This is a genomic window from Pseudomonas sp. GL_135 (assembly GCF_057834665.1).
Window position 1 is genome coordinate 2,634,056 of the sequence record NZ_CM174408.1, and the last position, 23,738, is coordinate 2,657,793.

A 23,738-nucleotide genomic window follows, 5' to 3' on the forward strand; every position below is an offset into this window, starting at 1 on the left:
CGCACAGTGGGACGCCAGCCAAATACTTGTTCACTCATGTTGCAAACGCTGTAAGGTGGCGAGTCCCCCCTGTACGAGGCTATTTCGCTAACCCAGGAAGCTCGCACTCCAGCCCCCCATTGCACCCACCGGTCCATCGCGTGGCGTGAATTCAGCAGGAGTTTGCTCATGGAACAGCTTGGCACGCGTTTGAGAAAAGAACGCAAACGGTTAGGCCTGACGCAAATCGCGTTCGCCAGAATTGGTGGCGTCGAACCTAACGCTCAAGGTCATTACGAAAGTGGCCATCGATCACCCAAAGCCGACTATCTCCAGCGCGTCTGCGACGCCGGGGTCGATGTTCATTACCTGTTTTCCGGTACCAGCCTTTTAGGCTCGGTGAACGGACCTGGCGCCGAAGATCAGTCGTCTCCGACCAGGGCACTGATCAGCAGTAACCGCGACGTCATCATTTCAAACCGTAACGCGGTGGGAATCCTGGTCACGCTGCACCAGACCCTCAACGACACGACGCAGGTCATCGCCGACGTCGCCACGTGTTTCAGCACCCGCCACGTGGATGTCCGCGAAGAGCAATTCGCCGCCCAGGTGCGAGACTTTCAGGAAGACTCTCGACGCTTCATCGGCCTGGCCATGATGAAAGTCCAGCGCAGCGCCTGATTAACGCCGCGGGTTGTCATCCTGTCAGTGGCAATGAGCGCCGCTGCCCTTCACACAACAACTGCCACTGCAGGCTCCTCCGGCGAGCCGAGCCACTGCAGGGTCTGCTCAAGGGGCATCGGTCGTGAAAACAGGTAGCCCTGAACCAGCGTGCAGCCCAGGGTCCGCAAGGCCTGCAGTTCCGCTTCGGTCTCGACGCCCTCGCTGACGCACTGCAGGTCCATGTCCTGGCTCAGCGCCAACAGCGATTTGACGATCTTGAAGCTCGCGGCGTTCTGGTGAATGTCGGTGATGAACGAGCGGTCTATTTTCAGCTTGGTCAACGGCAGGGCGTGAAGCTGACTCAGGCTTGAGTAGCCGGTGCCGAAGTCGTCCAGAGAAATACCGCAGCCCAGTTCACGGAACGCGTTGATGGACCTCTGCGCTTGCACGAGGTCCTTGATAACGGCGGTTTCGGTGATTTCCAGATCCAGTCGCGTGGCGTCGAACCCGCTCTGGCGGATGACGGTGATCAGTTGTTCAACGGCGTCCATGGACGAGCAATCGTGGGCCGACAAATTGAACGCGAGCCTGATATCGGCCGGCCATAACTGCGCCGCGTGCAGGGCTTTTTCCAGCAGCACCGGCGTCAGGCGGTTGATCAGGCCAATCCGCTCGGCCACGCCAATGAAATGCCCCGGCGCGACGCTGCCCAGCTTCGGACTCACCCATCGGGCCAGCGCTTCGAACCCCACCGTGCGCGAGGTGCGGATGTCGACGATGGGCTGAAACACCAGGGTGAACTCCTCGGCGACGTCGGCCTGGCGCAGGCCCTGCTCGGTCATCACGTCGCGTTTGAGACGCTGATGCTGGCTGGCGGAAAAGATACACAGCTCGCCGGGTGTTTCCCGCTTGCTGGTGTAGAGCGCGTAGTCAGCGAATTCGTAAGCTTCGGTTGAGGTGCTCGCCAGGTCCGGAAACACGACAAGTCCCATGGATGCGCTGATGCTGACCTGAATATCGCCAATGGTGAAGGGCTGGTGCATCGTGCGGCAGAGTGACTGGCCTTGTTTGATCAGTTCGTTTTGATCGTCGGCCCTGACGATGATCAGGCCGAACTCGTCGCCGCCCAGCCGGGCCACGTGCAACTGCTCACTGGCAAACGCGCGCAGGCGCTGGCCGACCTGACGCAGCAGTTTGTCTCCCACGCCGTGGCCGTAGGAGTCATTGATCGGTTTGAAGCCGTCCAGGTCGATCATCCCCACGGCCAGCTTCGTTTCGTCCTGCCGCGCGTGGTCGAGTTCACGGTCGAGCAAGGCGAAAAACTGTCGTCGGTTGGGCAGGCCGGTCAGGCTGTCTTCGTTGGCCAGTCGCTGGTTGTCGTCGCTGAGCTTCTCTGTGCGTATCTGCATGTTCACCAGCCGGGTGAACTCGCCGTAGTGGTTCTGCAGAACCACGATCATCGCCAGCGAAACGAGAAACACGTTGGCGGCCATGGCGGTGTACGTGGCGTTGCCGGCGCTGGCAAAAAACGCCACGAAGGCGATGTTGACCACTGCCGTGGTCATCATCGCCGAGGAGGGCAGGTGCATCAGGCAGAAGATGCAGACGATCACCGTGATCGCCATGTAGAAGGCGACATGGGACTTGGTGTACGTATCGCCGTAGGGAAACAGCAGCAGCGCCCAGATCGTGAAACCGAACGCGATGAACACCGTGAGCTGATTGGTGCGTGTCAGTTTTTTGAAGATCTGCTCTGAGGTGATGGGCTGACCACGGCTCTGCCACCAGAGCACTGCCCTCAGGCCGCCTATCAGGGTCAACAGCAACGGGATGTAAACCGTCAGCCACTTCGGAGCAATACCGTAATGGGTGGCCGCGAGGGCGAGGGTGTTGATCAGCAGAATCACGTACATCATGGGCAGCTGTCGGGACAGCGCGATGTATTGCGCCTCCATCAGACGGGTGTTGTCCTGCTGGACGCAGACCAGCGCTTTCAATCGATCTAAAGACGGGAATTTCATGACTAGGAACCTAACGCGCGCAATAAGAAAAAACGGCGAACCCCACAACTTGCAGCGCTGCAGAACGTGATGACTGTCAGAGGATATCGGCGGCGGGGTTGGTTTCTATAGCCAGCGCAGCGGTTGAGACGCCGGGCGATTGGCCACCCGGCATGGGGTCGCTGTGAGTGTAAGGAATGGATGGACAGCCTCCTGGCAGATTTCATGGCATCGGGAGGCGCAGGGAATAAGCGGTCACCCGCGCCGGCCGACTGCGAAAAACTGACCTTTTTCAGCGATGCCGTGCCCAACAGGGCATGCGTAACGCACGGGCGCGTGGCGGGCATGAAAGTCCCACCGTAATAAACGTCGTGCAAACCTTGGGAAGGATGCAAAAGCAATGGTGATTGCCTGTCTGGGTTGGGGCTCATTGATATGGAAGCCGGACGCACTGCCGATCGCCAGTGAGTGGTTCATGGATGGGCCGGCGTTGCCAGTCGAATTCTCGCGGATAGGTGACGGCGGTGAGCTGGCCACTGCAATCTGTCTCAACGCATCGCCATGCCGGGTCTTGTGGACGGTCCTGGCCACCGAATCACTTGAGCAGGCGTGCAGTGCGCTGCGTGAGCGTGAGCAGATCCCGGCACAACGCGAAGACGGTATCGGCGTGTATCGGGCGCATGGGTCTTCAACGGGCCCGCTGGCTCAGTGGGCGAGGGAGCGCCAGGTCGATGCGCTGGTCTGGACAGCACTCCCGCCGCGCCTTCACAGCGAGGGGCATTTGCCGACGAGCGAGGACGCTGTTGCGTACCTGCGAAGCCTGACGGGGGAGAAACTCGAACATGCCCGGGATTACATCCGCCAAGTACCGGCCCAGATCGACACCCCTTATCGCCGTGATATCCAGAAGCAGTTGGGCTGGAAGTGACGGCAGTCCTTCAGCGTGCCGCTGCCAGCTCATGCAGCGGTCAGGTACAGGAAGGGGCATCGGGTTTTAATAAGTATCAACACTCATTTACAGCCGAACCAGGGAGCTTTTCATGTTTGATCGTGGTGATGTTTATCAGCAGTGGGTGCAACTAACGGCCGACGACGAGTCGTACAGTGAGGCGGCGGAAAACGGCTGTCAGCTGGAAGTTCGTGCGCGTGCCCATGAAGAGGCCGTTGAAGTACTGGTGTGCGTTTATGCTGCGGACGGCGAAAGAGTGGTCGAAGCGTTAGAGAGACTTCCAGCTTCTGACTGGACCGTCGAGCAGGGGCTCGTCCGAGGGCGCGATCAGGCTGAGCGTATTGCAGGGGGAGAGCCCGCGTAACTACCGTACCCTGGCTCGGGGTCACAGGCGGACGACGGAATGACCGGTAGCGAATAGGGCGGCGGGACCGCCCTTCAGGCAGGTCGCGCTACTTAATCGGCAGATGATCGACGACCTCCGCCATGGCTGTTCTGGCCGCCTTTTTCCCCGCTTCGGAGCCCTTGACGCGGTCGTTGGCGAAGTTGCCCCCGGACCCCTGGCCGCCTTTTCTCCCGGCCTGAGAGGCCTTCTCACGATCGTTGGCAAAATTACCCGGATTTTTGTTGGCGGTTGTCATGATGGCTCTCCGATATCAACTAATGAGATGGCGCCCGGTATATCCGACGGACAACTAATCCGATGCGCTTCAATATTTAATCGTTGAGAAGGTTTGATGAATGGCGGATGAGTGGCGTGAAGCACTCGTTGACGCTGCTTTCCCCCTATCCAAATGAATGATTCACACCCGCTCGCGTTATGAACGCATTGTTAGTTCAATAACTCGCACTAAGCAGTTGGTACTCCTTATTAGCCGCTCGTCTCCAATCTTGAAATTTACGATGAACATCCGCGATTGTCGGCCGGTCCATCCTTTACCGGCGCATTGTCTGCGCCGGCTTTAAAGCAGCTCCTCGATTCAATGGGTTTACCGCCCAGTTATAACGCGGCACGAAGCCGCCCTTGAAAGCCTGAGGCCTCAGCTATGGAGACTTCCAATGCGGTTATTCCCTGAACGGGTATTGGTGAGTAATGCAGTCCGGGTCAGCCCGAGGCTGGCGCTATCGGCGGCACTGGCCGGCCTGGTGTTAACCGGTTGCGCAGGTGATGACACTCGCTCAAGTGTGCCGAGTCCCGGCAAGCCAACCAGTGCAACCCTCAGCGTTCTCGATGCAGGCGCCGCCACCTTGCAGTCGCGTCCGCCCGTCGAGGCGCTGAACGCCTATCTGGATGGCTTTCATTTCTATAACGGTCATCCCGATGTGCAGATGGAAGCCCATCACTACTGCTCTGTGCTCAGTGAAGAGTTCATTCAGTGCGTGATCTACGATGGCAACGTGCGAGACGCCAAGTTGATGGGCGTCGAGTACATCATCAGCGCTGACTTGTTCAATCAGCTGCCCGAGGGCGAGAAGCGGCTCTGGCACAGCCACGCCCACGAAGTGAAGTCGGGGCAACTGGTGGCGCCGGGTATTCCCGCCAGTGCCGAACACGCGTTGATGGCCAAGCTTGCCAATACCTATGGCAAAACCTGGCACACCTGGCACACCGATCAGGACAAACGCCTGCCATTGGGCGTCCCGCAATTGATGATGGGCTTTACTGCCGACGGCCAAGCAGACCCTGCCATGGTTGAGCAGCGCAACCGCCGCATGGCCATCGATACCGAAAAGAAACGCTCGGAACGCGCGGACATACAGGTCCAGCCGGTGCTCAAGGGCGCCGATGCCTGGCAGCACGGCGATGCAGTGCAGTTGGCAGACCCTACCGGTCGCGGCCACGTCATGCAGCCGGGCAAACCTTCGCCCCCTGGCACCAATAGTCGATCCGCCGCGCCCCAGGCGGATCCCTAGTCTGCAGCGTTAACCCCCCTGCGGTGAGTCAGTCGTCCACCCACAATGGAAACCAAACCACGAAACCGATCCTGTGAACGAGATCAAGACCATGCAACATACCCAACACTACCGCATCGAATACCTTTTCCATGGCAAGCCACGGTGGTTCTACGTGTGCGCCAAGCAAATGGACAACGCTGAGGCGTGGCACTGGGCTGCAGTCGACGCTGGCGTGGCCGACATCCCCAAATACCGGAGCGACAGAGCCATCAAACTGTCCAAGCCCAAGGCCGAACGATTGGGCATCGATGCCGTGACCTGGAAGCCGGCGTAAGGCAGTGAAAGTAGAGGGTGTTCACGCGCGCGCATTCCCGGCTAAAGCCGGTCCCACTAAAAGAATCCCGTGCGGTCAGTGGGACCGGCTTCAGCCGGGAAGCCGTTGATCTGCTTTTGATCTTCATACACAGAAGGTCCAGTCACCGCCAATCGCGACTTTGGTGCAGGCTGAACGCAGGTCTCGCGGAGTGGGCCGAGCCGCATGGATGCGGCGAGAGCGCCGTCAGGGCATGGATGCCCGTTCGGCGCGGGCCCACGGAGCGAGACCGAAGTGAAGGAACCCTGAGGAACGAAGGGCCCAACCAGGAGCAAGCACCCTTGGTTACTTGGGGTGCTTTTCCAAGTAACTCGCCGAAGGCGAAACCCGAGGCCGTTAGGCCGACGCTCTTGCTCCTGGTTTGCCGACGCTCTTGATCTTGACCCAAAGCGTCAGCTAACGAGCGGCACCGCTTCGGCCTCGTGCAAATGGCACTCCCACCGCCAGGCATCCGCCAACATCCGCTCCAGTGATCGCCGCGCGCTCCAGCCCAACTCGCTCAGCGCTTTCTCAGGATCCGCCCAGCACCGCGCAATGTCCCCGGCGCGGCGTCCCTCAAACACCAGCGGCACCGAAATCCCCGAGACCTTCTCGAACGCCCGCACCACCTCCAGCACCGAATAGCCCAGCCCCGTGCCCAGGTTCCAGACATGCACACCGTGCTGATGGCGCAGCGCATCCAGCGCCTTCACGTGCCCCTCGGCCAGATCCACCACATGAATGTAATCACGCACCCCCGTACCGTCCGGCGTCTCATAGTCGCGCCCGAACACACTCAGTGCCGCGCGCTGCCCGCTGGCCACCTGCAACAAATACGGCAACAGATTATTCGGCGTACTGGTAGGCGCCTCGCCCAGCAACCCCGACCTATGCGCGCCGATCGGATTGAAATAGCGCAGCAAACCCACCGACCAGCGCTCGTCCGAACAGACCATGCTCTTCATCACATTCTCGGCCATCAACTTGGACTGACCATACGGATTGGTCGGCTGCCCGGTGGCGCAGGTCTCGTCGATGGGCATCGTCAAGCAATCCCCGTACACCGTCGCTGATGAACTGAACAACAGCGTGAACACCCCGGCGTGGGCCATGGCCTGACACAGCGTCACAGTGCCGCCGACGTTGGTGTCGTAATAACGCAGCGGCTCGCGGACGCTCTCACCCACCGCTTTCAAGCCAGCGCAGTGGATAACGGCTTCGATGGGGTAATCGGCAAAAATCGTGTCGAGCAGGGCGCGATGGCGCACGTCGCCGAGCACGAATCCGGGGCGGCGGGCCGTCAGGGTGGCGATGCGATCAAGGGTCGAGCGGTAGCTGTTGCAAAGATTATCCAGGATCAACACGTCATCGCCCTGGTTCATCAATTCCAGCGCCACGTGTGCGCCGATGTAGCCTGCACCGCCGGTTATCAAAATCATCTGCAATCCCTCGAACGCACCCCGGCGACATGTGGCCGGGCATCCTGCGATGGGCATGGCGGGCTGAAATCAGCCGACGCAAACCTGTGTCTGTCCAGGTTATGGGCACACCCACCGCGCGGAGTTCAAACACGATGAACCACCGGTACATGCTGTTCATCGGTAATCGCGCGGCTTCGCTGAACGGCCGAAGCGGCGCCGCCTTCCAAGCTTCATGAGTCGCGCAATCAGTCACTCACTGCCGCGCGCTCTTCGATGTTGAAGCCAAGGAAGTCAAGGCCTTCAGCCAGCCCCTTTCAGAAAGGAAGTCGCCATGAATCTTGCCGAACAGCCCGACTCGTTATCCGCCGTCGCCATCGACAATCCGCTGCAGCCCACCCAGCGAACGCGCCCGACGCTGTTGTGCCTTTCGCACCTGCGATGGGGCTTCGTTTATCAGCGGCCTCAGCATGTGATGTCGCGTCTGGCCCGCGATTACGACGTGATCTTTTTTGAAGAGCCGGTGTTTGAAGACCTTGCTGAAGACCGCGCTACGCCACGTCTGGATCACTCGCAGCCGGCACCGGGCATTGAAGTCATCGTGCCGCGACTGGCCCACGGTCTGAGCGAAGAACAGATTGTCGAGGCCCAGCGTCAACTGCTGGACGAGAGGCTGCTGGCGCGGGGCGACGCGGAGCTGTTGCTGTGGTACCTGACGCCCATGAGCCTGGCGTTCACCGATCATCTGAAAGGCAACGTGACGATCTTCGACTGCATGGACGAGCTTTCGGCGTTCCGCGGTGCGCCAGTGCGACTGGTCGACATGGAACGCGAGCTGATGGCCCGTGCCGACGTGGTGTTCACCGGCGGCTACAGCCTGTGGGAGGTCAAGCAGCGGCAACACGACAACGCCCACCCGGTGCCGAGCAGTGTCGACATCGCGCACTTCGCCGCTGCCCGCGATGGCCTTGCCGATCCTGGCGATCAGGCCGGCATTGCCCATCCTCGCATGGGCTTTTTTGGCGTCATTGACGAGCGCTTCGATATCGAGCTGGTCGAGAAGCTCGCCACCCTGCGTCCTGACTGGCAGATCGTGCTGATCGGGCCGGTGGTGAAAATCGATCCGGCAACGTTGCCGCAGCTGCCCAACATTCACTACCTCGGCGGCAAAAGCTACGACGAGCTGCCGGCGTACCTGGCCGGCTGGGACGTCGCATTGATGCCGTTCGCGATCAATGAATCCACGCGGTTCATCAGCCCGACCAAGACGCCAGAGTATCTGGCGGGGGGCTGCCCGGTGGTGTCGACGCCGATTCATGACGTCATCCGCGGCTACGGTCAGAGCGGCGCCGTGACCATCGCCGACACTGCCGGTGCGTTCGTCGCCGCCATCGATGCTGCCCTGGGCCTGAAGGGCTCGGCGGAATTTCTGCAGAGCGCCGACGCCGCCCTCGACGGCATGTCGTGGGACACCACCAGCCGCTTCATGAAGGAGCAGATCGAATGCCTCAGGTAACCCTTGAACAGGCCATCAATGCGTCGTCCTCATTGAAAGGCGGTTATGACTACCTCATCGTCGGCGCCGGTTTTGCCGGCAGTGTGATCGCCGAGCGCCTCGCCGCAGGGTTGGGCAAAAAGGTCTTGCTGATAGATCGCCGCGAACACATCGGCGGCAACGCCTACGACCATCTTGATGCCGCCGGGGTCATGGTCCATCGCTATGGCCCGCACATCTTTCACACCAACGCTCAGCGCATCGTTGACTACCTCTCGCAGTTCACCGCGTGGCGCCCGTATGAGCACCGCGTGCTGGCTCAGGTCGATGAGCATTTGGTGCCGATTCCGATCAACCTGACCACCCTCAACACGTTGTACGGATTGTCGATGACGCCGGAAGAGGCCGAGGTGTTTCTCGCCGAACGTGCCGAGCCGGTATCGGCCATTCGTACTTCGGAAGACGTGGTCATCAATCAGGTAGGTCGTGAGCTGTACGAGAAGTTCTTCCAGGGCTATACGCGCAAACAGTGGGGCCTGGACCCGAGCGATCTGGACAAGTCAGTGACGTCGCGCATTCCCACCCGCACCAATGAAGACGATCGCTACTTCACCGACGCCTTCCAGATGATGCCCCGCGATGGCTACACGCGGATGTTCGAACAGATGCTCGATCACCCGAACATCGACATCCTGCTGGACACCGATTTCAAGGCCGTGCGCGAGTCGATTGCTCACGGTCACCTGATTTACTGCGGGCCGATCGACGAGTACTACGAGTTCCGCTTCGGCCATTTGCCGTACCGCTCGCTGCGCTTCCAGCACGAGACCGTGCAGCAAGCCGAATACCAGCCGGTGGCGGTGGTCAATTTCCCTGACCAGAGCGTGCCCTACACCCGCATTACCGAGTACAAGCACCTGACCGGCCAGACCCATCCGCTGACCAGCATCAGCTACGAGTTTCCCTGCAATGACGGCGATCCGTACTACCCGGTGCCGCGCCCGGAGAACGCCGAGCTGTACAAGCGCTACAAGGCGCTGGCGGACGAAACGGCGAACGTCACCTTCCTCGGACGGCTGGGCACCTACAAGTACTACAACATGGATCAGGTGGTCGGTCAGGCGTTGGCGTTGTACCAGCGCATCGAAGAGGGCCACGCCGTGACAGCCGAGGCCGTCGGAGCGCAAGCGTCATGACCGCCCCTCAGCGCCGTTGGGATGGCACCCACGGCGCTGACGGCAATGCGGCACTGTTCAAGAGTTTTCTGATGGCGGGTTACGAGTGCTCGAGCCAGCGCCGTCGCGACGGCAAGCGTCTGGACCTCGCCGACGCAACCGGTCATGCGCGCTGGGCTTCCAACGACTATGCGCAGCTCGCCGGCCTGGGGATCGGTTGCGCCCGCGACGGCCTGCGCTGGCACCTGATCGAATCGCGGCCAGGGCACTACGACTGGAGCAGTTTTCTGCCGATGTTGCGAGCGGAGCGGGAGCGAGGCATTCAGGTCATCTGGGACCTTTGCCATTACGGCTATCCGGACGATCTGGATATCTGGCGCCCCGAGTTCGTCGACCGTTTCGCGCGTTTCGCCGGTGCTGCCGCAGCGCTGATGCGGGAGGAGGGCGCAGAGATTCCGTTCTATGCGCCGATCAACGAGATGTCGTTCTGGAGCTGGGCAGGGGGCGACGTCGGATACTTCAACCCGGGCGCCCATGGGCGGGGCCTTGAACTCAAACACCAGTTGGTGAGGGCGAGCATCGCCGCCATCGAGGCGGTGCGGGATGTGATCCCCTCCGCGCGATTCATTCAGTGCGATCCGGTGATTCACGTGGTCTCCGGTTCGAAGCGCGGGGAGGACCATGAAAACGCTGAACGCCATCGGATGGCGCAGTTCGAGGCGTGGGACATGCTCACCGGGCGGCAATGGCCGGGACTGGGCGGGCACGAGAAGTACCTGGACATCCTTGGTGCCAATTTTTACCCGCATAACCAGTGGGTGTTCGGCGGCGGCATGATCCCGCGTGGCAGCCCGGATTATCGCCCTCTGGCCGGCATGCTCAAGGAGTTGCACCACCGTTACCAGCGCCCCGTTCTGCTCTCGGAGACCGGGTGTGAAGACGAAGAGCGGGTGCCATGGTTCAACTACGTCGTAGAGCAGTCTTTATTGGCGCTGGACCGGGGCGTGCCCATGGAGGGCGTGTGCTGGTATCCGTTTCTCGATTATCCCGGGTGGGACGACGGTCGCTACTGCCCGACCGGCTTGTTCGGTTATCCCGACGGCGAAGGCAATCGGGCACCTTTCCACCCGATGCATCTACAGGCACAGGCGCTGCAGCAACACATGATGGTCCGTGCCCAGCGCACCTCGATTCGGGAATCCGCCGGACTCGCCCATGAAAAATGACCACTGGCGCCGGCAGCCGCTGCCGTTGACGCCCATCGCCTTTCTCTGGCGTTACGTTCGGGTTCGGCCGTGGCATTTCTTCATCATGCTGTTGCTGGTCGTGGGCGCTGCCGGATGCGCGGTGGCGGTGCAGTACGGCATGAAGCTGCTGGTCGACGCCATGGCTGCCGGCAGGGAACACGTCGCGCATGTCTGGCGGCCGTTCACCCTTTTTATTGCCCTGATCGTCATGGAGAACGTGTTCTGGCGCCTCGGTGGCTGGCTGGGCTGTCGCACCGTGGTAGGCAGTTGCGCGGATTTGCGCATTGACCTGTTCACTCACCTGACCGGCCACCCCATGCGTTACTTCACCCAGCATTTTGCCGGAGCACTGGCCAACCGGGTGTCTTCGGCGGGTGCGGCGGCGGGCTCGATCTACGGCGGCTTGGCGTGGAAGATCATCCCGCCCTGCGTGGATTTCGTCGGCGCGGTGATTGTGCTGTGCACCGTGCGCTTGTCGATGGCCTTCGCACTGATTGTCTGCGTGTTCATGGTCGCTGCGCTGATCACCGTGATCGGCATTCGCGGGCGGACGCGGCACATCGATTTCGCTTCGCAATCGGCGCGGGTGGGCGGTGAGATCGTCGACCTGGTGTCCAATGTCTGGACCATCAAGGCGTTCTCGGGACGGGATCGCGAGCGCGCCCGGCTGGAGCGGGAAATCGGCGTGGAAGTCCGGGCGCAACGGCGCAGCTGGATCTACCTGGAAAAAGCACGGGTGCTGCACGACATCTGCCTGTCGATCATGGCGGGCGCCATGCTCGGTTGGGCGATTTCGTTATGGCTGGATGCGCAGATCACACCCGGCGATGTGGTGATGGTCAGCGCCCTGACATTCCGTATTCTGCACGGATCGCGGGACCTGGCCCTGGCGCTGGTGGACACATCGCAGCAAATGGGCGTGATCGCCGAAACCCTGAACATCATCGCCCAGCCCCATGCGCTCAGCGATGCTCCCGAGGAACTGGCGCCACCCCGTGGGCATATTCAACTTGTGGACGTCGGCTACACATACCCCGGCGGCGTGCAGGTATTCAATCACTTGGGCGTGGACATTCCTGCCGGGCAGAGCGTCGGCATCGTCGGTGCGTCTGGATCTGGAAAGTCCACGCTGATCAGCCTGCTGCAGCGTCTTGACGATGTGGGCAACGGCGCGATCCTCATCGACGGACGCGACATCCGCTCGGTCAGCCAGGACAGCCTGCGTCGGCAAATTGCGGTGGTTCCGCAAGAGCCGGCGCTGTTCAACCGCACCGTGCTGGAAAACATTGGTTATGGCCTGCCCGACGCCAGCGAGGAGCAAATCGTCGCCGCTGCGCGCCAGGCCTATTGCGATGAATTCATCCGCGCACTGCCCCAGGGTTACCGCACGCAAGTAGGGGAGCGCGGTGTCATGTTGTCGGGTGGACAACGGCAGCGCCTTGGCCTGGCGCGCGCGTTTCTGAAGGACGCACCTATCCTGATTCTTGACGAAGCCACCTCGGCGCTGGACTCCGATTCCGAAGCGATCATCCAGCGGGCTCTGGCCGACCTGATGCGCGGGCGCACGGTGCTGGCGGTGGCACATCGGTTGTCGACGATTGCCGGTTTTGACCGGGTACTGGTTCTGGAAGGCGGGCAGCTGATTCAGGACGGCCCGCCACGAGCACTGCGGGAGGCGCCGGGTCAGTTTCGCACGCTGTGGCAGCTGCAGAGCATGGCGCCGCAGCGCTGATGCGGGTTCGAGTAGCTCATGGTGATGAGGCGGATGCCGGCAGGCCGCTTCTGGAAAATCTGCTGCGAAGGTGCCGGGCCGCCCCGAACTGGCCGGTTTAAGGTGGGCCACTGCCTTTCATCTCCAGATCGTCACGCAATCGCAACGCTGCACCGGCGGTCAGGTTCCAGATGTCTGAATCCGCAAGGCAATACCGCCGTGACAGGGGGAGGTTAACGATGTCTGCCGAATCCGTTCTGGACTATCTCCGGGAGCATGCGCTCTTGCTGGCCACAGCCGAGTCCTGTACTGCGGGGATGATCATGGCGCTGCTGGCGAAAGTGCCGGGCAGCGGCTCGCTGGTCGAGTGCGGCTATGTGGTGTATTCGCCCGAAGCCAAGCAGCGTTTGCTTCATGTGAGCCCTGACACCATCGAGCGATGCAACCTCACCAGCGTTGAAGTCGCCGAGGAGATGGCCGTCGGCGCATTGCGCGACAGCCCGGCCAATGTCGCGGTCGCGACGACGGGCGTGTGCGGGCCTGATGACATGGACGGCATTCCTGCCGGCACGGTGTGTTTTGCCTGGGGATTCCTGCATCACGGGGAACTGCGGGTCTGCAGCGAGCAGCGTCGGTTTTCGGGAGATCGGGCGTCGGTGCAACATCAGGCCGCGGTGTACGCGCTTGAGCAGATCCCGCTCCGTCACCAGCGATTGGTCGAAACCCCGCGTTAGATGGACCGAAGCTCAGCGGTGGGGGGGCGCGTCGGGCGTGAACGCATTGGGCGGCGCTTGAACGTCGGCCTTGGAGATCACCACTCATCGTCGCCGTATCGCCCTGCCACAACTTCCCCGTGCTCAACGGGTCAGCCTTAAAATCATTCCTTTACTATCGCAGCACAGCGGAGCGACCCTATGAGCACACCTCCACACCCGCCAAGCAGGTCACTGAAGCGCGCCGTCACTGGCCCGATGCTGCTGCTGTTCATCCTTGGCGACGTCCTCGGTGCCGGGGTTTACGCGTTGGCCGGTACGATTGCCGGTGAAGTGGGCGGCGCGATCTGGGTGCCGCTCCTCATTGCGCTGTGCTTTGCCATGCTCACCGCAGGTTCCTATGCCGAACTCGTCACCAAATACCCCCACGCCGGTGCGTCAGCGGTGTTTGCCGGCAAAGCCTTCAAGTCGCCATTGATCTCGTTTCTGGTGGGCTTCTGCATGCTGGCGGCAGGCGTGACCAGTGCAGCCGGCTTGTCCCTCGCGTTTGCCGGCGACTACATGGCGCCCTTTATCGATCTGCCGGCTCACGTTGTCGCGTTGATCTTCCTGGTGGTCATCGCCTTGCTCAACGCACGTGGCATCAAGGAGTCATTGTCCGCCAACCTGGTGATGACGGTGATCGAAGTGTCGGGCCTGCTCCTGGTCATCGTCGCGGCCATTTGGTTCTTCCGCTCCGGCGACGCGGATCTGTCCCGCGCCGTGCAATTCAAGGAGGGGGTCAACCCCGCGTTTGCCGTGCTCGGGGCGGCGTTGCTGGCGTTCTACTCGTTCGTCGGCTTCGAGACCTCGGCCAATCTGGCGGAGGAGGTGCGCAACGTGCGCACCGTCTATCCCCGCGCGTTGTTCGGTGCGCTGTTGATTGCCGGGGCGATCTACATGGGTGTCGGCGTCGCGGCCGCCACCGTTATGCCCATTGAGCAACTGGTGCATTCGTCGGCACCGCTGCTGGAAGTGGTCAAGGCGTCGAATCTCGGGATTCCGCCTCGGCTGTTCGCCTTTATTGCGCTGGTGGCCGTGGCCAATGGCGCGCTGCTGACCATGATCATGTCCAGCCGCCTGGCCTATGGCATGTCGCGCCAGGGCCTGCTGCCCCACGCGCTGTCGAACGTGCTGCCGGAACGACGGACGCCGTGGGTGGCCATTGTAGCGACGACAGTGGTCGCGATCATCCTGACCCTCACCGGCTCATTGGCAACCTTGGCGGAGACCGTGGTCCTGCTGCTGTTGTTTGTGTTCATGAGCACCAATCTGGCGGTGCTGGTGTTGCGTCGAGACGTGGTCGACGTTGACCACTTCCGCGTGCCGACTTGGGTGCCGGTATTGGCGATCGTGTCGTGCCTGATCCTCCTGACGCAGCAGAGTGCCGAAACCTGGCTGCGTGCCGGGGCACTTATGCTGGTGGGGGTGGCGCTGTACTTCCTGGCCCGCGTAGGCGGCACGCGGCCAGCATTCAACACCCATCTGGCGGATGCCGACGCCGAGTATTGATCCAGTCCTGAAGATCGGCGGTGCAATGCCGCCGATCCTGGTCAGCCGCTTGAGCGGCCGGTGCGCGTGCTCACAACTCTGTAATTCCCCATCGCCATCATGCGCAAAAAGTTGCGCAGTCCATGCGCAAAAAAAGCCTGACCATCGCCCTGCAGGCCGCGTATTTGGAGGCCTGCAGAGCAGTGCGCAAGAAGTTGCGCAGAGGTGCGCAACTTCTTGCGCACATTTCCCCGGATTCCTCACCGAATCACCCCCTGATCCCCTTAAGCATTTACCGCAAACCCTCGTGACATAAGGGCTACGCCCGCGCTGGCACGCCCCTTGATATCTCCGTCGTCCTCTGGAAACGCGAATACACCCGATCACTCGCGATTTCCGGAACGCGGAGAGCGCCGTCGACGCCGGCAACGGCAAGGCGGTTCGCTGTCCTTCCACGCATTTGCAGTCGTTGATTGCCCCCTTGGCATCGACGTCTGCCGCAACAGCGCATAAGGAACACGGGATGTTCGCACCGGCCAACCAAGCCTCATTCAGCCTGACCCTCAATGGGCAGGACACGCTGTTCCAAGTGCTGTCCTTCACCGGCCGAGAGCGCCTCAACCAACCGTTCGAATTCGAGGTGGAGCTGGTCAGTGAAAAGGCCGTGCTGGATCTTGAAAGCCTGCTGCACGGGCAGACCTTTCTGCAACTGGCCGAAGACGGCACCGGGGTCCACGGGCTGGCCTACAGCATCGCCCAGGGTGATGCCGGCAAGCGCCTGACTCGCTACCGGATTTCCCTGCGGCCGCAGCTGGCGTACCTGGCCCACCGGATCAACCAGCGCATTTTCCAGCAGATGACGGTGCAGCAGATGATCAGCCAGATTCTGGAAGAGCACGGCATCCTCTCCATCGACTACCGGTTCCAGCTCGGCGCGACCTATCCCGAGCGCGTCTATTGCGTGCAGTACGACGAATCCGACCTGCATTTCATCCAGCGTTTGTGCGAAGAGGAAGGCATTCACTTTCATTTCCAGCACAGCGCCAAGGGCCATCTGTTGGTGTTCGGCGACGACCAGACGGTGTTTCCGAAACTGGCGCCGGTGCTGTATCAGCAGGACACCGGACTGGTCGCCGACGTCCAGGTGATCAAGCGCTTCGGCCTGCGCATGAACACCCGCACCAGCCGCACGACGCGGCGTGATTACGACTTCACCAAGCCGAAGTTCCAGCTGGAAGGCAGCGCCAACAATGTGGCCATCCCGGACCTCGAAGATTACGACTACCCCGGCCGTTTCGCCGATCGGGAACGTGGCCGCCATCTGGCCAATCGCGCCCTCGAGCGCCACCGCAGTGACTACCGGCTGGCCGAAGGCAGCAGCGACCAGCCACGGCTGGTCAGTGGTCATTTTCTCGCCCTGACCGGACACGCCAACCCACTGTGGAACGACCTGTGGCTGCTGACCGAGGTCTTCCACGAGGGTAAGCAGCCGCAGGTACTGGAAGAAGTCATCACCAGCGACGTCACTGACCTGAAGAGCGATTTCCATCAAGGCTATCGCAACCGTTTCAGCGCCACGCCGTGGGACGTTCATTACCGGCCACCGCTGGAGCATCCGAAGCCGAAGGTGCTGGGCACACAATCCGCCGTGGTCACAGGGCCCGAAGGCGAAGAGATTTACTGCGATCAGCACGGCCGGGTGAAGGTGCAGTTTTTCTGGGACCGGGAAGGGCAGCACAACGACAAGTCCAGCTGCTGGATGCGCGTGGCGTCGAACTGGGCCAGCCAGCACTTCGGGGCGATCAATCTGCCGCGGGTCGGCATGGAAGTCCTGATCACCTTCCTTGAAGGCGACCCCGACCAGCCCCTCATCACCGGTTGCCTGTACCACGGCGCCCACTTGCCGCCGTACAAACTGCCCGATTTCAAGACCCTGGCTACGGTCAAGAGCAAGGAGTACAAGGGCAGCCGCGCTAACGAATTGCGCATCGACGACACCACCAGCGAGATCAGCATTGCGCTGCGCAGCGATCATGGCGCCAGTGCCATCAACCTCGGCTACCTGACCCATCCGCGGCCCGCCGGCGGCCAGCCCCGGGGCGAAGGTTTCGAGCTGCGCACCGACCGCCACGGCGCTGTCCGGGCCGCCGCTGGCTTGTTGATCACCACCGAGCCGCGTCCCCACGAATCGAAGCACCACAAGGACCTGCCGGAAACCGCCGAACGCCTGGCCACTGCCGCCGATCAGCAAGACGGCTTTGCGGTGCAAGCCAAGGAATCCCAGGCACAGGAGCCTGGGGATCAGGATGACGTCGCCAAAGCCCTGCACGCCCAGCATCAGGGCGTGCTCGGCAGCGGCCCTGCCAACGCAAGTGGCAACGAGTTCCCCGAGTTCACCGAAGCGCATCTGGTGCTCGCCAGCCCGGCGGGCATTGCGCTGACCACACCGCGCTCAAGCCACATCGCCACCGGCGAGCACCTGGCGTTGAGCAGCACGGGGCACACCAGTTTTTCCGTGGGTAAACGCCTGCTCGCCAGCGCCAGCCAGGGCATGCGCCTGTTCGTGCAAAGCCTTGGCTGGCGCCTGGTCGCGGCGTCCGGCGACATCGACGTGCGGGCCCTGAAAGACAGCATCAACCTGCTGGCCAAACTCAACATCACCGCCAACGCCGAGCGCATCACCCTCACCGCGAAAACCGAACTGGTGATCCAGGGCGGCGGCAGCGCCACCACCTACAACGCGGCCGGCATCACCCACGTCACCACCGGGCCGTACACCGCCCACGCCGCCAACTTTGCCTACACCTCGGCGCAAAACCTGGCGGGCGTGTTCCCCGAGCCACCAAAGCCGGGCGAGGGCGACCTTGAGTTGTTCAACCAGTACGCGGGCCAGCAAGGCATTCAGGGCGGCGGTTACGAGGTGATCGATGCCTTGGGTAAACGGGTCACAGGGGCGCTGGACGGCAAGGGTTTCATGACCGTTTCCGGTGCTGCACCGGGGCCGGGAAGGGTGGCCTTTGGCAAAGACCCTGCAGACACCTGGACGGATGGCAGCGTCATCGGCAAGCCCGAATGGCCGGCGACGCCGCCAAGTGCGGGAGCCGTTCCGGCGCAGTTGGAGGCAGCAGTCACGGAGGTATTGCCGAGCAAGAACTGGGATGTGCTTGAGCACGGATTGGCGGCGGTGCAGGGCGCCGGAGCGAGTTTACCGGCGCAGGCCACCGCACTCGCGCCTCTTGTTGCGAGCGTTCTGAGTGACGTGATCAAAAGCGGGGAGCTCCCGAGCCTGCCGACGCCAACTGGGCTGGAGAGCCTGCTTGAGGCTCCGGACTTGCTGGCCGGCGAGAAGTTGTCATGAGCGCGAATATGGGAGCGGGCGAGCCTCAGGTGGCAATCGTTCCACTTGATCAGATCCAGTTGGAAGACGTTGGTCTTGGTGCGGCGAACGTCGATGCCTGGCTGCAGGACATCAGCGGCGGGGTCGTCTCCCTTGAACGGATCAAGAGCGCTGCCGGGTTTTTGCCTGTGGTGGGCAACATCATGGCGCTGGTCGATGCGCTGAATGACATCGTTCGGCTGGCGACGAGTGAGAAGCGCGATCCGCTGGATTGGGTCAGTTTGGGCATCAATTTGATTGGCGTCTTGCCAACGCCGACCATGGCGGCGGCGCGGATGAGCCTGCGGCCGATGCTGTTTCTGGTGCGTCAGGAGTTGCGGCAGGCCGGCAAGATGGTGCTGGGTGACGCGCTGATCGAGATTCTGATCGGGCACCTCAATGCCACCATCGTCGGGACCCTTGATGATTTCGTGACCCAGGCGCAGGGGAAGCTGCCCGGGATTCTTGAGGATGCCGGGAAGCTGGGCGAAGGCGTGCTCCTCCAAATTGCTGCCGGTCTGGAGAAGCTGGTTAACCCGGAGCTGAACGCCAAGGGTGATTTGCTAGAGGCGGAGCAGCTGGTTCATGCCGCAGGCGATCTTTGGGCCTACGACCCTCAGGCAGCCATTGGCAATATTTTTGCGGCGGCTGCGGATGTTTGCGTTGCTGCGGGCAAGGGTGCGGTGAATAGCGCCGTCGAACACCTTGTGCCTGAAGCGGTTAAAAAGGAGGTGGGCAGGCAGGCCAAGTTATTGCGTGACCTGGCTCCTCAGGTTCGCACGCAAATTAAGGGGCTTGCGGATCCCGGGGCTCAGCATTCTATCGCTGCGTTGCTGGTGACCTTGGAGGGAGCGGTCGTCAGTTGGCGTGCGCGCAATGGGCATGGTCAGTCGTTCAACATCAAGCCAGGGGTGGTTAATCAGGCCAAGCGCAGGGCGGGTGAAGGCAAGCTTGAAGTTGTTCAGCACGAGAAGCCTGCCAAGGGTCGACCTAACGAGCTCAAGAATTGTGCCTGCGCCTCTACGGCCAACAGTATTAGTTTTGCGATGGGTTCGGAGTCGGTGCGGCACACCGATTTCAGTTTGCCGGGGCCGTTTCCCATTGAGTGGACGCGTACCTATTGTTCGAGTCTTGATGCCTACGATCATGATGTCATTGGTGCGCGTTGGATCACGCCGTTTACTACGCGGTTTGATCTCTTCGGCGACGGTTTGGTGTTTCATGACTCCGATGGGCGTAGTCATGAATTTCCTCTTCCCAAGGTAAAACTCTTTCACTTCAACGCCATTGAGAACCTGACCGTCATTCGCCTCAGCAAGGATCGGTTGGCGCTGATGCGGGGGCTTGAGCACAGGGAAACCTATGTTCGGCGGGGTGATCGTTTTGTACTGATCAACAAGATTTTGCCTAATGGCGCCGGGGTGATGCTGCATTACGAGCATCGCCATGATGGGCAGTTGGTGCTCTCCGAGTTAGTGACTTACTCCGAAAAGGACGTAAACAAAGTCCATCTTCGCCTGGGTACTTTGATTGATGATCAGGGGCGTCTGACCGGCCTTTGGGAAGTTCGTGACGGCGACGTTAAACGCCAACTCTGTGCGTATCAGTACGACGATTTTGGTGACCTTGTTCTGGCCCAAGACGAGAACGGCTCGGCCTGGCGTTACCAGTATCAAAACCACCTGATTACCCGCTACATCGACCGCACAAATCGTGGGTTGAATTTGCAATGGCAGGGAACAGGTCCCGATGCGAAGGCTGTGCGTGAGTGGGCTGACGACGGCAGTTTTGATACGCGATTGACGTGGGATGAAAACATCCGTCTGACCTACGTCACTGACGCTTTGGGTCATGAAACCCGGCATTACTACGACAGCCTGGGTTACACCTACCGCATTTGTCATGCCGATGGCCGCTCCGAATGGTTCTTCCGCGATGCCGCAAAAAACATCATTCGCCACGTCCACACCGATGGCAGCACGGACCGCTATCGCTACGACAAGCTGAGCAACCTGACGGAGCACACACGCGCTGACCACAGCGTGATGAATTACGCCTACGACGACAAAAGCCATCTGATCAAGATCAGCGATGGCGAGGGCGGGTTGTGGAAGCGCGACTACGACCATCGCGGAAATCTGATTGAGGCGATCGATCCGCTCGAGAACGTTACCGAATACGCCTACAACTCGTTTGGCCTTCCTACAGCAATCAAGGACGCTAACGGCAATACAAAGGCGTTGGCCTACAACGACGCCGGACAAATCGTTAAGTACACCGACTGCTCGGGCAAGGTCAGTGTTTGGGAGTACGACGAACGCGGCCAGATGATTCGCTTCACCGACCCGGCCGGGCACAGCACCACGTACGAATACAAAGCCGGTCAGCTTGTCCTGATCAGGCACCCGGACAAGACCGAAGAACGCTTTAGCCGCGACGCTGAAGGTCGTTTGCTGGCCCATTCCGATGGCCTTGAACGCTGTACGACTTGGCGCTACACCGCTGCCGGTTTTATCGCCGAACGCGTCGACGCCGCCGAGCAAACCCTGCGCTATCGCTGGGACAAACTCGGTCGTCTTGTTGCGCTGGAAAACGAAAACGAACGCCGCGCCCATTTTCATTACGACCCGGTCGGCAGGCTGCTTGAAGAACGCGGCTTCGACAATCGCTCGACTCAATACCGGTACGATCCAGAAACGGGACGGCTCGCTCAGACGCTTAACGGCCAGCGCACCATCGCACTGACCTTCGACCCAATGGGCCGCCTGACCGAACGCCGTGCCACCCTCGGCGAAAAGTCCCAGAGCGAAACCTTTGCCTACGACGGCAATGGCCATCTGGTGATGGCAACCAACGCCGTAAGCCGGCTGCAATGGTTCCATGACCCCGCCGGCAATATAGTGCGCGAGCACCAGCATTACTCGAACCTGGATAAACCACTGGTTGCGGTCTGGCAGCACGAGTACGACGCGCTGAACAACCGCGTCGACACCATTCGCCCGGACGGCCATCGCGTCAGTTGGCTCACCTACGGCAGCGGTCATCTGCTCGGCCTGAAGCTGGACGAGCACGAACTGCTCAGTTACGAGCGCGATGATCTGCATCGCGAAGTCGCCCGTCATCAGGGAAATCAACTGCTGCAAACCCAGCAATGGGACCCAGCGGGACGCTTGCAAGCCCAACTAGTGGGCCGAGCAGACGACAAAACCACGCTTATCAGACGCGCCTACACCTACGATGCCGCGGGCCAACTCACCGACATCAACGACAGCCGCCGTGGGGTCCTTGCTTATAAATACGACCCGGTCAGCCGCCTGCTCAGCGCCACCAGCCGCCTGGGCGTGGAAACCTTCGCCTTCGACCCGGCCAGCAACCTGCTCGATGACAGCGCCGTACCCGTCCGCCGCCCTTTAGATCCGAAGCCAGTCCGCCACAAGCTGGTCGACAACCTGCTGCGCGACTATGCAGGCAACCACTACGAATACGACGAACGCGGCAACCAGACAACGCGCTGGACCAACGGACTGCGCAGCGAACTGCACTGGGACCTCTTCGATCGTCTGGCGCACTTCCGAGATCCGCGCCTCACCGTCGACTTCGGCTACGACCCCCTCGGACGTCGCCTCTACAAACTTTCCAAAGCCCACTACCGCCCGCGCCCAGAAGCCGGCACCGGCTGGAATGAAAACGAACACGCCCGCAAGGAACGCGAGCTCGGCTGCGGCTTCACCCTGTACGGCTGGGACGGCGACAACCTCGCCTGGGAAAGCAGCCCGCCGCCCTATGCAGGCGGGTTAGGCCGAACCGTCCACTACATCCACGAACCCGGCACCTTCGTCCCGGTCGCCCAAGCCATCCGCCACGAAACCATCCGCCTCGTAAGCCAACCGATTTACGAAGGTCGCTACAACTTCAAAGAAGACCCGCTGTGGAACTACAAACCCGTCGCGCTACCGATTGATGCACTCGCCTGGTACCAATGCGACCACCTCGGCACCCCTCAGGAAATCACCGACCAGAACGGCAACACCGCCTGGAGCGCCGAATACAAAGCGTGGGGCGCGGCGCAGGAACAGCGCTCCGAGTTCGCCCAACAAATCGGCCTGACCAACCCCATCCGCTTCCAGGGCCAATACCACGACCACGAAACCGGCCTGCACTACAACCGGCATCGATACTATGATCCAAGGGTCGGACGCTTCATCAGCGAAGACCCGATTGGGTATCTAGGTGGACTGAACATCTACCAATACGGGCCGAACTCCATCAGCTGGGTCGATCCGTTAGGACTGGCAAGTTCGACCGTTGGACCTGGGCGAAAGCCTACGTCTGATAAGCCGAATCAAAACTGTAAACGGGCATGCAGAAACAAATGGGAGGTGAACCGCTATGACCGGGTTTGCGAAGGTAATGTCGCTGGGGTGGGTTATGCGAGATATTACCAAGATCCAGATACCGGTAACTGGTGGTCGACGGATAAAACTGGCCATGGGCAGAGCGCCTGGAAAGTCTACGATGAGCATGGCGTATGGATAGCTGACACAGACGTCTTTGGGGATCACATGGATAAACACAAAAGCGAAACTGGAAAACAGATCAACTTCAAATCTTTGAAGTGTAGGGGTAAGAAATGATCACGTCTGCTGAAGAATTTGTGGCGCTACGAAGTAGCGAGATAAAAGCTGAGTACGATAGAGCGGCCATGGAAGAAGCTCCATGTTCCGTTTGGCGAGAAGTGATCAAGAACTATCCTGACTATCTGAGGTGGGTTGTTCACAATAAAACAATCCCATTGGAGATTCTGGAGGAGCTGTGTGCGGTCGACTCGGATAGCAGGCCGTTCGTTGCCAGAAAAAGGAAGCTATCGCTTGCTCTATTTGAAAGCCTTTCGCGAGACTTAAATTCTTCGGTGCGAATTGGAATCGCGTCGAATAAAAAAACTCCCGACGCGATACTTGAGCAGCTTATTCAGGACGACAATGAGGGCGTTGCTCGTCTTGCGAAAAGAAACTACGCAACTAGGAAAAGGTCAGCAGGCTAAAGAAGGCGAGCGGGTTCGACAGGGAGGATAAGGGGACAGACCCCTTTAACTCAAATGGAGACAAGGAATTTCATGGGCACGTACGTTGCTGGTGCGATTTGCATAGCGAACACCAATCGGCATTCAAATAAGCCGGTATGGTAATGAGCAAAGGGAAGATAAAAAAATGAGCGCTACCACTCTGCGGTATAGC

At 60.7% G+C, this 23,738-nt stretch carries 15 protein-coding genes and 2 pseudogenes; 14 read left to right on the forward strand and 3 right to left on the reverse strand.

Annotated features, from left to right (window positions below; all coding sequences use genetic code 11):
• Window positions 1-168: 168 nt before the first annotated feature.
• Window positions 169-363, forward strand: a pseudogene (locus AC3ISG_RS11615) (helix-turn-helix domain-containing protein); the annotation flags it as partial.
• A 347-nt stretch (window positions 364-710) separates the two neighbouring features.
• Here the strand turns inward: AC3ISG_RS11615 and AC3ISG_RS11620 are convergent.
• Window positions 711-2,663 (reverse strand): putative bifunctional diguanylate cyclase/phosphodiesterase, encoded by a 1,953-nt coding sequence (locus tag AC3ISG_RS11620; protein WP_489299330.1) that lies wholly within the window; start codon window positions 2,661-2,663, stop codon window positions 711-713.
• A gap of 379 nt (window positions 2,664-3,042) precedes the next feature.
• On the opposite strand from AC3ISG_RS11620, the gene AC3ISG_RS11625 reads away from it, so the two are divergent.
• Both AC3ISG_RS11625 and AC3ISG_RS11630 read left to right on the forward strand, forming a co-directional pair.
• The gene (locus AC3ISG_RS11625) at window positions 3,043-3,570 is read left to right on the forward strand and encodes a hypothetical protein (protein WP_489299331.1); all 528 of its coding nucleotides are present in this window, start codon (window positions 3,043-3,045) and stop codon (window positions 3,568-3,570) included.
• Window positions 3,571-3,682: 112 nt separating this feature from the next.
• Window positions 3,683-3,955: a hypothetical protein gene (locus AC3ISG_RS11630; protein WP_122624102.1), complete on the forward strand. Its 273-nt coding sequence runs from the start codon at window positions 3,683-3,685 to the stop codon at window positions 3,953-3,955.
• 92 nt (window positions 3,956-4,047) lie between these two features.
• On the opposite strand, the pseudogene AC3ISG_RS11635 reads toward AC3ISG_RS11630, so the two are convergent.
• Window positions 4,048-4,208: pseudogene (locus AC3ISG_RS11635) on the reverse strand (con-10 family general stress protein); the annotation flags it as partial.
• 442 nt (window positions 4,209-4,650) lie between these two features.
• Between AC3ISG_RS11635 and AC3ISG_RS11640 the strand changes: the two are divergent.
• A complete protein-coding gene (locus AC3ISG_RS11640) occupies window positions 4,651-5,505 on the forward strand; it encodes an OBAP family protein (RefSeq protein ID WP_122536304.1) in 855 nt (284 codons plus the stop codon).
• A gap of 91 nt (window positions 5,506-5,596) precedes the next feature.
• Complete coding sequence (locus AC3ISG_RS11645) at window positions 5,597-5,821, forward strand: DUF6555 family protein (RefSeq protein ID WP_122536317.1); 225 nt, start codon at window positions 5,597-5,599, stop codon at window positions 5,819-5,821.
• Window positions 5,822-6,252: 431 nt separating this feature from the next.
• Here AC3ISG_RS11645 and galE read toward each other — a convergent pair whose 3' ends face one another.
• Window positions 6,253-7,278 (reverse strand): UDP-glucose 4-epimerase GalE, encoded by a 1,026-nt coding sequence (galE, locus tag AC3ISG_RS11650; RefSeq protein ID WP_489299332.1) that lies wholly within the window; start codon window positions 7,276-7,278, stop codon window positions 6,253-6,255.
• A 313-nt stretch (window positions 7,279-7,591) separates the two neighbouring features.
• Between galE and AC3ISG_RS11655 the strand changes: the two genes are divergently transcribed.
• The 9 genes from AC3ISG_RS11655 to AC3ISG_RS11695 all read left to right on the forward strand — a co-directional run bounded on the left by AC3ISG_RS11655 (window position 7,592) and on the right by AC3ISG_RS11695 (window position 23,545).
• Window positions 7,592-8,773: a glycosyltransferase family 1 protein gene (locus AC3ISG_RS11655; RefSeq protein ID WP_489299333.1), complete on the forward strand. Its 1,182-nt coding sequence runs from the start codon at window positions 7,592-7,594 to the stop codon at window positions 8,771-8,773.
• A complete protein-coding gene (glf, locus tag AC3ISG_RS11660) occupies window positions 8,761-9,948 on the forward strand; it encodes a UDP-galactopyranose mutase (RefSeq protein WP_489299334.1) in 1,188 nt (395 codons plus the stop codon). The genes AC3ISG_RS11655 and glf overlap by 13 nt, the downstream gene beginning before the upstream one ends.
• Entirely contained in the window at window positions 9,945-11,153 is a 1,209-nt protein-coding gene (locus tag AC3ISG_RS11665; RefSeq protein WP_489299335.1) for a beta-glucosidase, read from the forward strand. Before glf ends, AC3ISG_RS11665 begins: the two co-directional genes overlap by 4 nt.
• The gene (locus tag AC3ISG_RS11670; RefSeq protein ID WP_489299336.1) at window positions 11,143-12,906 is read left to right on the forward strand and encodes an ABC transporter ATP-binding protein; all 1,764 of its coding nucleotides are present in this window, start codon (window positions 11,143-11,145) and stop codon (window positions 12,904-12,906) included. The genes AC3ISG_RS11665 and AC3ISG_RS11670 overlap by 11 nt, the downstream gene beginning before the upstream one ends.
• Window positions 12,907-13,124: 218 nt before the next feature.
• Window positions 13,125-13,619 carry a CinA family protein gene (locus AC3ISG_RS11675; RefSeq protein WP_489299337.1) on the forward strand — a complete coding sequence of 165 codons (495 nt, stop codon included), beginning with the start codon at window positions 13,125-13,127 and terminating at the stop codon, window positions 13,617-13,619.
• A gap of 180 nt (window positions 13,620-13,799) precedes the next feature.
• On the forward strand, window positions 13,800-15,149 hold the full coding sequence (locus tag AC3ISG_RS11680) for an amino acid permease (RefSeq protein WP_206079331.1): 1,350 nt from the start codon (window positions 13,800-13,802) through the stop codon (window positions 15,147-15,149).
• A gap of 502 nt (window positions 15,150-15,651) precedes the next feature.
• Window positions 15,652-18,486 (forward strand): type VI secretion system Vgr family protein, encoded by a 2,835-nt coding sequence (locus AC3ISG_RS11685; protein WP_489299338.1) that lies wholly within the window; start codon window positions 15,652-15,654, stop codon window positions 18,484-18,486.
• Window positions 18,483-23,138 carry an RHS repeat-associated core domain-containing protein gene (locus AC3ISG_RS11690; protein ID WP_489299340.1) on the forward strand — a complete coding sequence of 1,552 codons (4,656 nt, stop codon included), beginning with the start codon at window positions 18,483-18,485 and terminating at the stop codon, window positions 23,136-23,138. Before AC3ISG_RS11685 ends, AC3ISG_RS11690 begins: the two co-directional genes overlap by 4 nt.
• Complete coding sequence (locus AC3ISG_RS11695; RefSeq protein WP_489299342.1) at window positions 23,135-23,545, forward strand: hypothetical protein; 411 nt, start codon at window positions 23,135-23,137, stop codon at window positions 23,543-23,545. Before AC3ISG_RS11690 ends, AC3ISG_RS11695 begins: the two co-directional genes overlap by 4 nt.
• The last annotated feature ends 193 nt before the right edge of the window (window positions 23,546-23,738 follow it).